This is a genomic window from Pseudomonas sp. H2_D02 (assembly GCF_054677635.1).
Genome location: NZ_CP162816.1, coordinates 5,953,544 through 5,967,997, shown reverse-complemented (window position 1 = coordinate 5,967,997; position 14,454 = coordinate 5,953,544). Strand labels below are relative to the sequence as shown.

The window sequence follows — 14,454 nt, the reverse complement described above, 5'->3', positions numbered from 1 at the left end:
AGCACTTTGCAGTGCTGCCCGTTGGCGTTTATCTTCTGTCATTCGTATCCAGGCCGGTTTGATGCCGTATGAATAAAGAAAACATTTGCCTGGGAGGAGCGGCCTATTAAACCGCTTTTTGCCAAAGGCCCCTCATTGGGTGTGCGCCTGCTGGTGTTGGCCGTGCTATCGGTTGCGCTGATGGTGGTGGATGCCCGTTTCACGCTGCTCAAGCCAGTGCGCAGCCAGATGTCGCTGGTGTTGATGGAGTCCTACTGGATCACCGACCTGCCGCAACGGTTGTGGCAGGGTGTGGCCAGTCAATTTGGCAGCCGGACCGAACTGGTCGCCGAAAACGAAAAACTCAAGACCGAAAACCTGCTGTTGCAGGGGCGCATGCAGAAGCTGGCGGCCCTCACCGAGCAGAACGTTCGGCTGCGCGAATTGCTCAACTCCTCCGCGCTGGTCAACGAGAAGGTCGAAGTGGCCGAGTTGATCGGCATGGACCCCAACCCGTTCACCCACCGCATCATCATCAACAAGGGCGAGCGCGACGGCGTGGTCCTCGGCCAGCCGGTGCTCGATGCCCGTGGCCTGATGGGGCAGGTGGTTGAGTTGATGCCCTATACCTCTCGTGTCCTGCTGTTGACCGACACCACCCACAGCATTCCCGTGCAGGTCAATCGCAACGGCTTGCGGGCGATTGCCAGCGGTACCGGCAACCCGGAACGCCTGGAGCTGCGGCATGTGGCCGACACCGCCGACATCAAGGAAGGCGACCTGCTGGTCAGCTCCGGCCTCGGCCAGCGATTCCCTGCCGGTTATCCGGTGGCGACGGTCAAGGAAGTGATCCACGATTCCGGCCAGCCGTTTGCCATCGTGCGCGCGGTGCCGACCGCCGCGCTGAATCGCAGCCGTTACCTGCTGCTGGTGTTCAGCGACAACCGCACGCCTGAAGAACGAGCCAATGATGCTGCCGTGGCCCAGGAAGCCCAGGACCGGCAGGGCGGCGATTCGGCCACCCCGACGTCACCCGCCCCTGCACCTGTCCCGGCTACCGTGCCCAAGCCTCAGGTGACAACGCCTGCCGCGACGCCGCCGGCCACCACGCCCGCGGCGGCACCCGCCGCGACACCTGCCAAACCGGCCGCTCACCAGCCGGCTGCCCGCCAGCCGGCGAGTCAACCTGCGAAGCCCGCGACCAAGCCACCGGCCTCGACGCCCGCCGCTACGCCTGCCACCAGGGGAGCACGAGAAGAATGAGCAGTACTCGATCCGGTAACGGCTGGATGGTCTGGCTGACCTTCGCCATCGGCCTGTTGCTCAGCGTTTCACCGCTGCCGCAGTTCATGGAAATCCTGCGCCCGCTGTGGCTGGCCTTGTTGCTGGCCTTCTGGGCCCTGGCCCTGCCGCACAAGGTCGGCATGGTCACGGCCTGGTGCCTGGGGCTGGCCGAAGACGTGCTTTATGGCACGTTGTTGGGCCAGAACGCATTGATCCTGACGCTGATTACCTTCCTGGTGCTGTCGTTGCAGCAGCGCCTGCGGATGTTCCCGATGTGGCAGCAGAGCCTGGTGATCCTGGTGATCTTTGGCCTGGCGCAGCTGGTGCAGCTGTGGCTCAGTGCGCTGACCGGCAATCGCCAGCCGACCCTGGCCCTGGTCTTGCCGGCCCTGGTCAGCGCCTTGCTCTGGCCATGGATAAGCTTCGGTTTACGCGGCTTGCGCCTGCGTTTCAAAATCAACTGATTCGGTCAGGCATTGGCCCGTACCTTGGAAGGGAGATGTCTTGATGAAACCGCTTTACCTCGCCTCAGGCTCGCCGCGACGACGTGAACTGCTCACACAGATCGGCGTGCCTTTTACCGCCATCGGTGCGGACATCGACGAAACGCCTCTTGATCACGAAACCCCATCGGCCTATGTAGAGCGCCTGGCGCGCGGCAAGGCCGAGGCTGGACGACGTGCCCTGGCAACCGACATCGATGGCTGCGTGTTGGGCGCCGATACCGCTGTCGTGCTGGACGGACGAGTTCTCGGCAAGCCCCAGGATCAGGCCGACGCCGTGTCGATGCTCCTGGGCCTGTCCGGTCGCGATCATGAAGTATTGACGGCTATTGCCGTGCTGGATGGACAGCGTTGCGAATCCCGTGTGGTTCGCAGTCGGGTGAGTTTTCGCTCGATTACCGAACAAGAGGCGCTGGCCTATTGGGCCAGCGGCGAACCCCGGGACAAGGCCGGAAGCTATGGTATCCAGGGGTTGGGTGCGGTGTTCGTCGCCGGGCTCGAAGGCAGTTATTCGGCGGTGGTCGGCCTGCCGTTGTGCGAAACCGCGGAACTGCTGGGCCATTTCGGCATACCCTGTTGGCAAAACTTGAGCGCGCGCTGAGCGCTGACTGACTTGATGCGGCCATAATCGTGAATATGCCTGAACGAGACCCTGCCATGAGTGAAGAGATCCTGATCAACATCACGCCGATGGAATCGCGCGTGGCGGTGGTTGAAAACGGTGTCCTGCAAGAGGTCCATGTCGAGCGTACGCAGAAACGTGGCATTGTCGGGAATATCTACAAGGGCAAGGTGGTGCGTGTGCTGCCGGGCATGCAGGCGGCCTTCGTCGACATCGGGCTGGATCGAGCGGCATTCATTCATGCGTCGGAAATTTCCATGCGCGAAGGGCCGGCCGTGGAGAGCATCAGTGCGCTGGTCCATGAGGGGCAGAGCCTCGTCGTGCAAGTCACCAAGGACCCCATCGGCTCCAAGGGCGCGCGTCTGACCACCCAACTGTCGATTCCATCGCGCTACCTCGTGTATATGCCGCGCACGGCCCATGTCGGCATTTCCCTGAAGATCGAGGACGAAGCCGAGCGCGAGCGTCTCAAGAAAGTCGTCAGCGACTGCGTGGAGAAAGAAGGGATCAAGGAGGCGGGCGGCTTCATCCTGCGCACCGCAGCCGAAGGCGCCGGCGCCGATGAGATCCTCATGGATATCCGCTACCTGCGCAGGCTCTGGGACCAGATCGCCGCGCAGATCAAGACCATCGCCACCCCCAGCGTGATCTACGAAGACCTCGGCCTGGCGCTGCGGACCCTGCGCGACCTGGTCAGCCCGAAGATCGAGAAGATTCGCATCGATTCCCGGGAAACCTTCCAGCGAACCACCCAATTCGTCGCCGAACTGATGCCGGAAATTGCCGATCGCCTGGAGCACTACCCAGGCGAACGGCCGATTTTCGATCTTTACGGTGTCGAAGATGAAATCCAGCGTGCACTGGAGCGCAAGGTGCCGCTCAAGTCTGGCGGTTACCTGGTGGTCGATCCGGCCGAGGCGATGAGCACCATCGACGTCAACACCGGTGCCTTTGTCGGTCATCGCAATCTCGAGGAGACCATCTTCAAGACCAATCTTGAAGCGGCGACCGCCATTGCCCGGCAACTGCGCCTGCGTAACCTTGGCGGGATCATCATTATCGATTTCATCGACATGGAAGATGAAGAGCACCAGCGCCAGGTACTGCGCACGTTGGAAAAACAGTTGGAGCGCGATCACGCCAAGACCAACATCATCGGCATCACCGAGCTGGGCCTGGTGCAGATGACCCGCAAGCGCACCCGCGAAAGCCTGGAGCAGGTGCTGTGCGAACCGTGCAGCAGTTGCCAGGGGCGGGGCAAGCTCAAGACCCCGGAAACCGTGTGTTACGAAATCTTCCGGGAAATTCTCCGGGAGGCGCGCGCCTACCAGGCCACTGGCTATAGAGTGTTGGCGAACCAGAAAGTGGTGGACCGCCTGCTCGATGAGGAGTCAGGCAACGTGGCGGAGCTGGAGGCTTTTATCGGACGCACGATTCGTTTCCAGGTGGAAACCATGTACTCCCAGGAACAATACGACGTGGTGTTGCTCTGAAGCGGCGTGTGGAGTGGCGAGGCCGCCCATTTGAATGCCTTGGCCAGGGGAGGCTGCTGACATGGAGCGCCTGACACGTCTTTTGGCTACGCTGACGCGCTGGGGGCTGGGCTTGTGTGCACTGTTGCTGGTGCTGCTGGCGTTGTACGTCAGCCTCGGTCGGGAACTGGTCCCGCTGGTGGCCGAATACCGCGGTGAGCTGGAGACCCGGGCCAGCGAAGCCTTGGGCATGCCCGTGCACGTTGGCAGCCTCGACGGGAGCTGGAGCGCCCTGGCGCCTATATTGGCGGCGCGTGACGTCGTGGTTGGCGACGGTGCCAATGCCTTGCACCTGGATCAAGTGCGCGTCGTGCCCGATCTATGGGACAGCCTGCTGACGCGTCAGGTGCGCATCGCTCATCTGGAAGTGAGTGGGCTGAAGATCAGCCTCAAGGAAGGCGCCGACGGCAAGTGGGCCTTGGAAGGCCTGCCAGTGCGGGACGATCAGCCCCTTGATCCGCAGCAGTTGCTGAACCGGATGCAAATCGTCTCGAAGCTGTCGGTGCTCGACAGCCAAGTTACCTTGCAACCTTTGGATCAGCCACCGCTGAGCCTGACCTACGTTGGCCTGAGCCTGCGCACCGGCCCCACGCGCCAACGATTGGATGCCCGCCTGACCCTGCCTGACGGCCAACCCGTGGCGATGAATGTGCGTACCCGGATCCGAGCCAGCGACTGGAAGAATGGCGAGGCCGATGCCTACCTGAGCCTGCCGCAAAGCGATTGGTCCAAATGGCTGCCGAAACGCCTGACCCAACAATGGAATTTTTCCGAGATCAAGGCCGGTGGTGAGTTCTGGCTCAGTTGGGGGGCGGGCACCGTGCAAAGCGCGGCGGTACGACTGAACGCGCCGCAGTTGCAGGGCGCCTACGCCGACCGCAAACCGGTACAGATCCAGAATCTGGCCCTCAACGGCTACTTTCAACGCGGCAGCCAAGGGTTCAATGCGACGCTTGATACCTTTGCGATGAGCCTGGGCGAGACCCGTTGGGAATCGCGCTTGCAGCTACAACAAAGCGAAGCCACCGATAAGGCCGAGGAGCGCTGGCACCTGGAGGCCGATCGTCTCGACCTGACACCGCTGACGCCGTTGCTCAATGCCTTGGCGCCGTTGCCCGAGGGCCTCGCCACGGCGATCGATCGGCTCAAGGTGACCGGTGGCCTGCGTAACGTGCTGGTGGACTTTCGTCCACAGAACACCGGCGACCAGAAAGTCAGCTTTGCCACCAACCTGGATACGGTGGGCTTTGACGCCTATCACGGCGCGCCGGCGGCGCGCAACGTTTCCGGCAGCCTCAGCGGTGACCTCGGCGGCGGCGAACTGCGCATGGACAGCAAGGATTTCTCCCTGCATCTGGCGCCGATCTTCGCCAAGCCCTGGCAATACCTGCAAGCCAACGCCCGGTTGACCTGGAAGCTCGACAAGCAGGGCTTCACCCTGATCGCGCCCTACCTGAAGGTGCTGGGGGAGGAAGGCCGGATTGCCGGCGATTTCCTGATTCGTCTGCATTTCGACCACAGCCAGGAAGACTACATGGACCTGCGGGTCGGCCTGGTGGATGGCGACGGACGCTATACCGGCAAGTACCTGCCGGCCGTCCTCAGCCCGGCGCTGGACGAGTGGCTGCGCACGGCAATCGTCAAGGGCGCGGTGGACGAAGGTTTTTTCCAGTACCAGGGTTCGCTGAACAAAGGTGCCGAGGACGCAGCCCGCAGCATCAGCCTGTTTTTCAAGGTGCATGACGCCGAACTGGCCTTCCAGCCGGGCTGGCCTTCCGTCAGCAAGGTCAGCGGCGATGTGTTTGTCGAAGACAGTGGCGTGCGTATTTTTGCCAGCCAGGGGCAACTGCTCGATACCCAGGTGAAAGATGTTTCGGTGAACATTCCCCACGTGCCCACCGGGCAGAGCTCTCATCTGCTGCTGGATGGCGGGTTTGCCGGTGGATTGGGCGATGGGCTGAAGATCCTCCAGACTGCGCCTATCGGTACGGCCGAGACGTTCGCCGGTTGGGAAGGCGACGGTGCGCTGCAAGGCAGCGTGAAGCTCGATATCCCGCTGGTCAAAGGCGAGCAACCGAAAATCCTGGTGGATTTTGCCACTGACAAGGCCCGGCTCAAGCTAAGCGAGCCGGCGCTCGAGTTGACCGAACTCAAGGGTGATTTCCGCTTCGACAGCAGCAAGGGATTGAGCGGCAAGAACATCGCGGCCAGGGCGTTCGATCGACCTGTGGCTGCACAGATTTTTGCCGAGGGCCGCGCCGGTGCGCTCAATACGCGAGTGACGGCGTCGGGGCGGGTCGAGGTGAAGAAACTCACCGATTGGCTGAGCGTGACCCAGCCATTGCCCGTCTCCGGGGTGGTTCCGTATCAACTGCAAGTGATCCTCGACGGCGCCGACAGCCAGTTGTCGGTCAGCTCCAACCTCAAGGGTGTAGCGGTGGACTTGCCGGCCCCCTTCGGGATGGCCGCCGATATCGGGCGCGACACGGTGTTCCGCATGACGCTGCAGGGGCCGGAGCGGCGTTATTGGGTCAATTACGGCGACCTGGCCAGTTTCACTTATGCCGCGCCGAGTGGAAAGGTCGCCGACGGTCGTGGTGAATTGCTGCTGGGTGCCGGTGATGCAGTATTGCCTGGCGGCAGGGGGTTGCGACTGCGTGGCGCGCTGTCGGAACTGGACGTGAGCCCCTGGCAGGATCTGCTGGGCAAATACGCAGGCCAGGATCCGGGCGGCAGTGCCCGACAAGTGCTCAGCAGCGCCGACCTGAAAGTGGGCAAGCTCACGGCCATGGGTACGACGCTGGACCAGGCTTCGGTGCAGTTGGACCGCAAACCGGATGCCTGGGCCCTGCGGCTTGACAGCCAGCAGGCCAAGGGCAGCGTCAGCCTGCCGGATGCGAAAGCCGCCCCGATCGGCATCAAGCTGGATTATGTGCGCCTGCCGGCTGTGGACCCGACGGTCCAGGCCGATGAAAACGCCCCGGATCCTCTGGCCACGGTCGATCCCAGCAAAATTCCAGCGATGGATATTGCCATCGACCAGTTGTTCCAAGGCCCTGATCTGATTGGCGCCTGGTCATTGAAGGTGCGCCCTACCGGCAAGGGTATCGCGTTGAACGAGTTGGACATGGGCCTCAAAGGCATGGTGTTGAACGGCAATGGCGCCTGGGAAGGCGTACCCGGTTCCACCAGCAGTTGGTACAAGGGCCGTATCAAGGGCAAGAACCTGGCTGATGTCCTCAAAGGGTGGGGGTTCGCGCCGAGTGTGACCAGCCAGGAATTCCGCCTGGATGTGGACGGTCGTTGGCCCGGCTCGCCCGCCTGGGTTGCCACCAAGCGTTTCTCCGGCAGTCTCGATGCGTCATTGAGCAAGGGCCAGTTCGTTGAGGTTGAAGGCAGCGCCCAGGCTTTGCGGGTATTTGGCCTGTTGAACTTCAATTCCATCGGTCGGCGCTTGCGCCTGGATTTTTCCGACCTGTTCGGCAAAGGACTGAGCTACGACCGGGTCAAGGGGCTGCTGGTGGCGAGCGACGGCGTGTACGTCACGCGCGAGCCCATCACCCTGGCGGGGCCGTCCAGCAACCTTGAGCTCAACGGTACGCTGGACATGGTCACCGACCGGGTAGACGCCAAGCTGTTGGTGACCCTGCCGGTGACGAACAACCTGCCGATCGCCGCACTGATCGTCGGCGCACCGGCGGTGGGCGGGGCGCTGTTTTTGATCGACAAGCTGATCGGTGACCGCGTGGCGCGTTTTGCCAGCGTAAGATATGACGTCAAGGGGCCGTGGAAAGAACCGAAGATCAGCTTCGACAAACCGTTTTGACAGGTTAACGCGAGTCCCTGTGGGAGCGAGCTTGCTCGCGATAGCGGTGGGTCAGCAAAGGAAAATGTGACTGATACACCGCTATCGCGAGCAAGCTCGCTCCCACAGGGGCAGTGATGTAAAAAGTGAGGGAAGCACCATGCCAGTCGCCGTGATTCAGATGGTCAGCCAAAGCGACGTGCTCGCCAACTTGGCTCGTGCCCGCGTGCTGCTGGAGCAGGCTGCGGCGGGTGGCGCAAGGCTGGCGGTGCTGCCTGAAAATTTCGCCGCCATGGGCCGGCGGGACGTGGCGCAGATCGGTCGCGACGAAGCCTTTGGTCAGGGGCCGATCCTGCCCTGGTTGAAACAGGTCGCCCGCGACCTCAGGTTATGGATTGTCGCCGGTACATTGCCGTTGCCGCCCGTGGACCAGCCCGAGGCCAAGGCCCATGCCTGTTCGTTGCTGGTGGACGACCAAGGCCAGATCGTGGCGCGCTATGACAAGTTGCACCTGTTCGACGTGGACGTGGCGGACAATCGCGGGCGTTATCGCGAATCCGATGACTATGCTTATGGCGGCAACGTGGTCGTTGCCGATACTCCCGTGGGCCGGGTGGGCCTGACGGTGTGTTATGACCTGCGTTTCCCTGAGCTCTATAGCGAGTTGCGGGCAGCCGGTGCCGAGTTGATCACCGCGCCTTCGGCGTTTACCGCGGTGACCGGCGCGGCCCATTGGGACGTGCTGATCCGCGCCCGGGCCATCGAAACCCAGTGTTATGTGCTGGCGGCGGCCCAGGGCGGCGTGCATCCAGGGCCAAGGGAGACTTTTGGTCACGCGGCGATTGTCGACCCGTGGGGCCGCGTGCTGGCACAACAGGATCAAGGCGAGGCCGTGCTGCTGGCCGAGCGCGACAGCAGCGAACAGGCGTCCATCCGGGCGCGCATGCCGGTGGCGAACCACCGGCGCTTTTTCTCGCAGGGCGCCCGACAGCGACCTGTCCAAGACGACGAATTCAAGGCGTAAAACATATGAGCGGGTTGTTGTCCTCAGTCAGTGAACACCTTTTGGCCCCCGGCGGCGTGGCCCTGGAAAGTCTGCAAGGCGTGCTGGGCGACCTGGCCGGTCCGGGCATCGATGCCGCCGACCTGTATTTCCAAGGCCAGATCTCCGAGTCATGGTCGCTGGAAGACGGCATCGTCAAGGAAGGCAGTTTCAACCTCGACCAAGGCGTGGGCGTGCGGGCCCAGTCCGGGGAAAAGACCGGTTTCGCCTACAGCAATGCGATCACCCTCGAAGCACTCGGCGCCGCGGCCCGTGCCGCTCGTTCGATCTCCCGGGCCGGGCAGAATGGCACGGTCCAGGCGTTCAGCAGCCAGGACGTGGCCCAACTATATGCACCGGACAATCCGTTGGAAGTCATGAGCCGTGCCGAGAAAGTCGAACTGCTCAAGCGTATCGACGTGGCGACCCGCGCCCTTGACCCGCGTATCCAGCAGGTTTCGGTGAGCATGGCTGGGGTCTGGGAGCGGATCCTGGTGGCGTCGACCGACGGTGGCCTGGCGGCGGACGTGCGACCGCTGGTGCGCTTCAACGTCAGCGTGATCGTCGAGCAGAACGGCCGGCGCGAGCGCGGCGGTCATGGCGGCGGCGGGCGTACCGACTACCGTTATTTCCTCAGCGAAGACCGCGCCATGGGCTACGCCCGCGAGGCGCTGCGCCAGGCGCTGGTCAACCTGGAAGCGATCCCGGCCCCGGCCGGCACCTTGCCCGTGGTGCTCGGCTCCGGCTGGTCCGGCGTGTTGTTGCACGAAGCCGTCGGCCACGGCCTGGAAGGTGACTTCAATCGCAAGGGCAGCTCGGCCTACAGCGGACGCATGGGCGAAATGGTTGCCTCGAAACTCTGCACCATTGTCGATGACGGAACCCTGGCCGGCCGTCGTGGCTCCCTGAGCGTCGATGACGAGGGCACCCCGACCGAGTGCACCACATTGATCGAGAATGGCGTGCTCAAAGGCTACATGCAAGACAAGCTCAATGCCCGCCTCATGGGCGTAGCCCGCACCGGTAATGGTCGTCGCGAATCCTACGCACACCTGCCGATGCCGCGCATGACCAATACCTACATGCTGGGCGGCCAGAGCGATCCGGCGGAAATCATCGCGTCGGTGAAGAAGGGCATCTATTGCGCCAACCTCGGCGGCGGCCAGGTGGACATCACCAGTGGCAAGTTCGTGTTTTCCACCAGCGAGGCCTACCTGATCGAAGATGGCAAGATCACTGCGCCAGTCAAGGGTGCGACCTTGATCGGCAACGGGCCGGAGGCGATGAGCAAGGTGTCGATGGTCGGTAACGACCTGGCGCTGGACAGTGGCGTGGGCACATGCGGAAAGGACGGGCAGTCGGTGCCGGTGGGCGTCGGCCAGCCGACCCTGAAGATCGATGCGATTACCGTGGGTGGCACGGGGGCATGAAAATATTCAGGGGCTTGCGTGAGTCATTGTGGCGAGGGAGCTTGCTCCCGCTGGGCTACGCAGTAGCCCCGATGCGGTTGCAACGCAACCGAGCGGGAACAAGCGCCCTCGCCACGGTAATCGCCACCCCTGGCAAGGGAATAAAGCTGTTGGCGATCAGCGCAGGCCGCGTTGAGTCTCGTCCAGCTCACGGATGTACTTGAAGATTTTACGGCTCGAGGCCGGTGGCTTGTTCTGCGCCAGTTCGTGCTGGGCCTGACGAATCAGGGAGCGCAATTGCTGGCGATCGGCCTCCGGGTAGTCGATGACGAATTTTTCCAAGGTGCCGTCGTCGCCTGCGATCAAGCGATCGCGCCAGCGTTCCAGGTTGTGGAAGCGTTCGTTGTACTGCCGGGTGGAGGCATCGAGCTGGTCGAGCAGAACGAGGATGGCGTCAGTGTCCTGATCGCGCATCAGTTTGCCGATGAATTGCAGGTGCCGTTTACGCGCGATATTCGCGGTGTGCTTGGGCGCATCGGCCAAAGCCCGGCGCAAGGCGTCGGTCAGGGGCAGCTTGGCCAGCAAGTCAGGCTTGAGTGTTGTCAGTCGCTCGCCGAGGTCAACCAGAGCATGCAGCTCGCGTTTGACCTGGGATTTGCTTTTTTCACCCTCGTAGAGGGAGTCGTCGTAAGAATCAACCATGGTGGCAGTCCGCAAAGAAACGCCGCCATGATAACCAGTCGGGGGCCGGTTGTCCGGCCCGGTCGCTCGAAGGCCAAGGGTTTGTACGAAAAAACGTCCAGGCGCTTTGCGTACAAAACCGTTACCGAAAGCAGAATTTGAGTGGAGAACACCATGAGTGCAGTTCAAAGCGTCGGCCCCCAGGCATTGCCGGCACTGCAGGAACAAGTCGAGCAGATTCTCGCCGAGGCCAAGCGACAGGGCGCCAGCGCCTGTGAAGTGGCGGTATCGCTGGAGCAGGGGCTGTCGACTTCGGTGCGCCAGCGCGAAGTGGAAACCGTCGAATTCAACCGTGACCAGGGTTTCGGCATTACCTTGTACGTAGGCCAGCGCAAGGGCTCGGCCAGCACCTCGGCCAGCGGTCCTGACGCTATTCGCGAAACAGTCGCCGCGGCATTGGCGATTGCCAAGCACACGTCCGAAGACGAGGCCTCGGGTTTGGCCGATGCTGCGCTGATGTGCAAGGATCTGAAGGACTTCGATCTGTTCCATGCCTGGGATATCACGCCTGAGCAAGCCATCGAACAAGCGCTGCGCTGCGAAGCCGCAGCATTCGACGCCGACAGCCGGATCAAGAATGCCGACGGCACGACGCTCAACACCCACCAGGGCTGCCGGGTCTATGGCAACAGCCATGGGTTTATCGGCGGTTACGCATCGACCCGCCACAGCCTCAGCTGCGTGATGATCGCCGAGGCCGACGGCCAGATGCAGCGCGATTACTGGTATGACGTGAATCGCCAGGGCACGTTGCTGGCGGACCCGGTCAGCATCGGCCAGAAAGCCGCACAACGGGCAGCCAGTCGCCTGGGCGCTCGGCCGGTACCGACCTGCGAGGTGCCAGTGCTGTTTTCCGCCGAATTGGCCGGTGGCCTGTTCGGCAGCTTCCTGTCGGCGGTGTCCGGCGGCAATCTATATCGCAAGTCGTCGTTCCTCGAAGGCGCGTTGGGCCAGAAACTTTTCCCTGAATGGATGACCATCGACGAGCGCCCACACCTGATGCAAGCCATGGGCAGTTCGGCGTTCGACGGCGATGGGCTGGCGACCTACGCCAAGCCGTTCGTGGAAAACGGTGAACTGGTTTCATACATCCTTGGTACGTATTCGGGCCGTAAACTTGGCATGCCGAGCACCGCTAATGCGGGTGGCGTGCACAACCTGTTCGTCACTCACGGTGAAGAAGACCAGGCGGCATTGTTGCGGCGCATGGGGCGTGGCCTGCTGGTCACCGAATTGATGGGCCATGGCCTGAACATGGTCACCGGGGATTACTCCCGTGGCGCGGCGGGTTTCTGGGTCGAGAATGGCGAGATCCAATTCCCGGTCCAGGAAGTCACTATCGCGGGGAACATGCGTGACATGTTCAAGCAGATCGTGGCGGTGGGGAACGACCTGGAGCTGCGCAGCAACATCCGCACCGGTTCGGTGTTGATCGAGCGTATGACGGTGGCGGGTAGCTGATATTCAGGGCCGAAAAAAAGGCGCGTCATCCATTTGGGTGACGCGCCTTTTTTGTTCTCAGAATTTCCTGTGTGGCGAGGGGATTTGATCCCCTCGCCACAGTTATTCCCCTTCGTCGAAATAATTGTTGATCAGCGCGACCAAGGCATCCATCGCTTCCTGTGCCTGTTCGCCCTCGGTGCTCAAGTGAATCCTGGTGCCCTTGCCCGCAGCGAGCATCATCATCGCCATGATGCTTTTTCCGTCGACTGCTGTTTCAGGCGTGCGCCCGACGCGGATCGTGGTGTCAGGGAATTTACCCGCCACACCCACAAATTTCGCCGATGCCCGGGCATGCAAACCCAGCTTGTTGATGATTTCAATTTCCCGAGCAGGCATCGCGATGTGAATCCTTTAGCTGAGGTCGCGGTGGCGAACCTGGACGTTCTTCAGGGATTGTTGCAGGAGCTGACCCAGACGCTCGGTCAGGTAGACGGAACGGTGATGACCACCGGTGCAGCCAATGGCGATCGTGACATAGGCCCGGTTGCTCGCTGCGAAGCGGGGCAGCCATTTGAGGAGGTAGCTGGAGATGTCCTGGAACATTTCCTCTACGTCCGGTTGGGCAGCGAGATAATCGACCACTGGCTGGTCCAGTCCGGACTGCTCGCGCAGCTCCGGTTTCCAATACGGGTTGGGCAGGCAGCGAACATCGAACACCAAGTCGGCATCGACCGGCATGCCGCGCTTGAAACCGAACGATTCGACGAGAAACGCCGTTCCCGGTTCAGGCTGGTTCAGCAGGCGCAACTTGATGGTGTCGCGCAGCTGGTACAAGTTCAGGTGCGTGGTGTTGACCTTGAGGTCGGCCAGGTCGGCGATGGGGCCGAGCAGTTGGCTCTCGTCATGGATCGCTTCAGCCAGGGAGCGGCTGGCGTTGCTCAGCGGGTGGCGTCGACGGGTTTCTGAAAAGCGCTTGAGCAGTGTTTCTTCGTCGGCATCCAGGTACAGCACATCGCATTGGATATGCCGGTTGCGAACTTCTTCGAGCAATTCCGGAAATCGCGACAGATGGCTGGGCAGGTTACGGGCATCGATGGACACGGCGACCAGCGGTTGCGCGAGTTCGGTGTGGATCAGGGCGCGCTCGGCCAATTCCGGAAGCAGGCCAGCCGGCAGGTTGTCGATGCAATAGTAGCCGCTGTCCTCAAGCACATTGAGGGCCGTGCTTTTACCTGAGCCGGAGCGGCCACTGACGATGATCATGCGCATGTTTAATGGCCGTTCTGCTCGTCCAGGACTACCTGATACAAGGCTTCGTTGCTCGGGGCGCTGCGCAGTTTTTCGCGTACTTCCTTGCGATCCAGCATGCTGGCGATCTGGCGCAGCAGCTCCAGGTGCGCATCGGTTGCGGCTTCCGGGACCAGCAAGACGAACAGCAGGTCGACCGGGGCGCCATCGATGGCGTCGAAATCTATGGGGGCTTCAAGGTGCAGCAGCGCGCTGATAGGCGAGGCGCAGCCCTTGAGGCGGCAATGGGGGATGGCAATGCCGTTGCCAAAACCGGTGGAACCGAGTTTTTCACGGGCAACCAGTGCCTCGAAGACATCCTGCATTTCCAGATCCGGCACTTCGCGGTGGATCAGGTTGGCGATTTGTTCGAGGGCTTTCTTTTTACTGCCGCCCGGCGCGTTCACTTGGGAACGGCCGGGGGTCAGGATGGTTTCTAGTCGGATCATGGATTGGGGGGGTTAACGACCGGTTGCGCCCTGGAGGAGGCTCTGGGTCTTTTCCTTATGCTTTTTGAGTTGGCGATCCAGCTTGTCGGTCAGCAGGTCAATCGCGGCATACATGTCTGTGTGCTCTGCGTTGGCAACCACTTCTCCGCCGGGAATATGCAGCGTGGCTTCGATTTTCTGCAGCAGTTTTTCGACGCACATCGTGACTTGCACGTTGGTGATCTTGTCGAAATGCCTTTCCAATCGGTCGAGTTTTTCGCCGATGTAGGTGCGCAGGGGTTCGGTCACTTCCAGTTGGTGTCCACTGATGTTGACTTGCATACAGCTTCTCCTTCGTTGCCAGTGCATAAAGCGGCAG

General features: G+C 61.9%; 13 protein-coding genes. 8 read left to right on the top strand and 5 right to left on the bottom strand.

Translation table 11 applies throughout. From position 1 onward, the window contains the following. Positions 1–153: 153 nt before the first annotated feature. The 7 genes from mreC to tldD all read left to right on the top strand — a co-directional run bounded on the left by mreC (position 154) and on the right by tldD (position 10,197). Entirely contained in the window at positions 154–1,242 is a 1,089-nt protein-coding gene (mreC, locus tag AB4N42_RS27365) for a rod shape-determining protein MreC (RefSeq protein WP_410002288.1), read from the top strand. Continuing rightward, positions 1,239–1,727 (top strand): rod shape-determining protein MreD, encoded by a 489-nt coding sequence (mreD, locus tag AB4N42_RS27360; protein ID WP_030139842.1) that lies wholly within the window; start codon positions 1,239–1,241, stop codon positions 1,725–1,727. Before mreC ends, mreD begins: the two co-directional genes overlap by 4 nt. A 43-nt stretch (positions 1,728–1,770) precedes the next feature. Then, positions 1,771–2,367, top strand: coding sequence for a Maf family protein (locus AB4N42_RS27355; protein WP_407682806.1), 597 nt, complete (start codon positions 1,771–1,773; stop codon positions 2,365–2,367). Between the two features lie 56 nt (positions 2,368–2,423). Further along, positions 2,424–3,881, top strand: a complete 1,458-nt coding sequence (gene rng / locus AB4N42_RS27350; protein WP_030139844.1) for a ribonuclease G — start codon at positions 2,424–2,426, stop codon at positions 3,879–3,881. Between the two features lie 61 nt (positions 3,882–3,942). After that, entirely contained in the window at positions 3,943–7,746 is a 3,804-nt protein-coding gene (locus AB4N42_RS27345) for a YhdP family protein (RefSeq protein WP_460115593.1), read from the top strand. Between the two features lie 139 nt (positions 7,747–7,885). Then, complete coding sequence (locus AB4N42_RS27340) at positions 7,886–8,749, top strand: carbon-nitrogen hydrolase family protein (protein ID WP_030139846.1); 864 nt, start codon at positions 7,886–7,888, stop codon at positions 8,747–8,749. Between the two features lie 5 nt (positions 8,750–8,754). Further along, positions 8,755–10,197, top strand: a complete 1,443-nt coding sequence (gene tldD / locus AB4N42_RS27335) for a metalloprotease TldD (RefSeq protein WP_460115592.1) — start codon at positions 8,755–8,757, stop codon at positions 10,195–10,197. 156 nt (positions 10,198–10,353) lie between these two features. Here tldD and yjgA read toward each other — a convergent pair whose 3' ends face one another. Continuing rightward, complete coding sequence (gene yjgA, locus AB4N42_RS27330) at positions 10,354–10,878, bottom strand: ribosome biogenesis factor YjgA (RefSeq protein ID WP_014336624.1); 525 nt, start codon at positions 10,876–10,878, stop codon at positions 10,354–10,356. 153 nt (positions 10,879–11,031) lie between these two features. Here yjgA and pmbA point away from each other — a divergent pair, with 153 nt between their 5' ends. After that, positions 11,032–12,378, top strand: a complete 1,347-nt coding sequence (gene pmbA, locus AB4N42_RS27325; RefSeq protein ID WP_030139848.1) for a metalloprotease PmbA — start codon at positions 11,032–11,034, stop codon at positions 12,376–12,378. A gap of 102 nt (positions 12,379–12,480) precedes the next feature. On the opposite strand, the gene AB4N42_RS27320 is transcribed toward pmbA, so the two are convergent. Genes AB4N42_RS27320 through hpf form a run of 4 tightly spaced genes read right to left on the bottom strand, consistent with a single transcriptional unit; the run spans position 12,481 to position 14,417 of the window. Next, on the bottom strand, positions 12,481–12,756 hold the full coding sequence (locus AB4N42_RS27320) for an HPr family phosphocarrier protein (protein WP_030139849.1): 276 nt from the start codon (positions 12,754–12,756) through the stop codon (positions 12,481–12,483). 15 nt (positions 12,757–12,771) lie between these two features. Beyond that, positions 12,772–13,629, bottom strand: coding sequence for an RNase adapter RapZ (gene rapZ / locus AB4N42_RS27315; RefSeq protein WP_030139850.1), 858 nt, complete (start codon positions 13,627–13,629; stop codon positions 12,772–12,774). Between the two features lie 2 nt (positions 13,630–13,631). Continuing rightward, positions 13,632–14,096, bottom strand: a complete 465-nt coding sequence (gene ptsN / locus AB4N42_RS27310) for a PTS IIA-like nitrogen regulatory protein PtsN (protein ID WP_030139851.1) — start codon at positions 14,094–14,096, stop codon at positions 13,632–13,634. 12 nt (positions 14,097–14,108) lie between these two features. Next, the gene (gene hpf / locus AB4N42_RS27305; protein WP_030139852.1) at positions 14,109–14,417 is read right to left on the bottom strand and encodes a ribosome hibernation-promoting factor, HPF/YfiA family; all 309 of its coding nucleotides are present in this window, start codon (positions 14,415–14,417) and stop codon (positions 14,109–14,111) included. Positions 14,418–14,454: the final 37 nt, after the last annotated feature.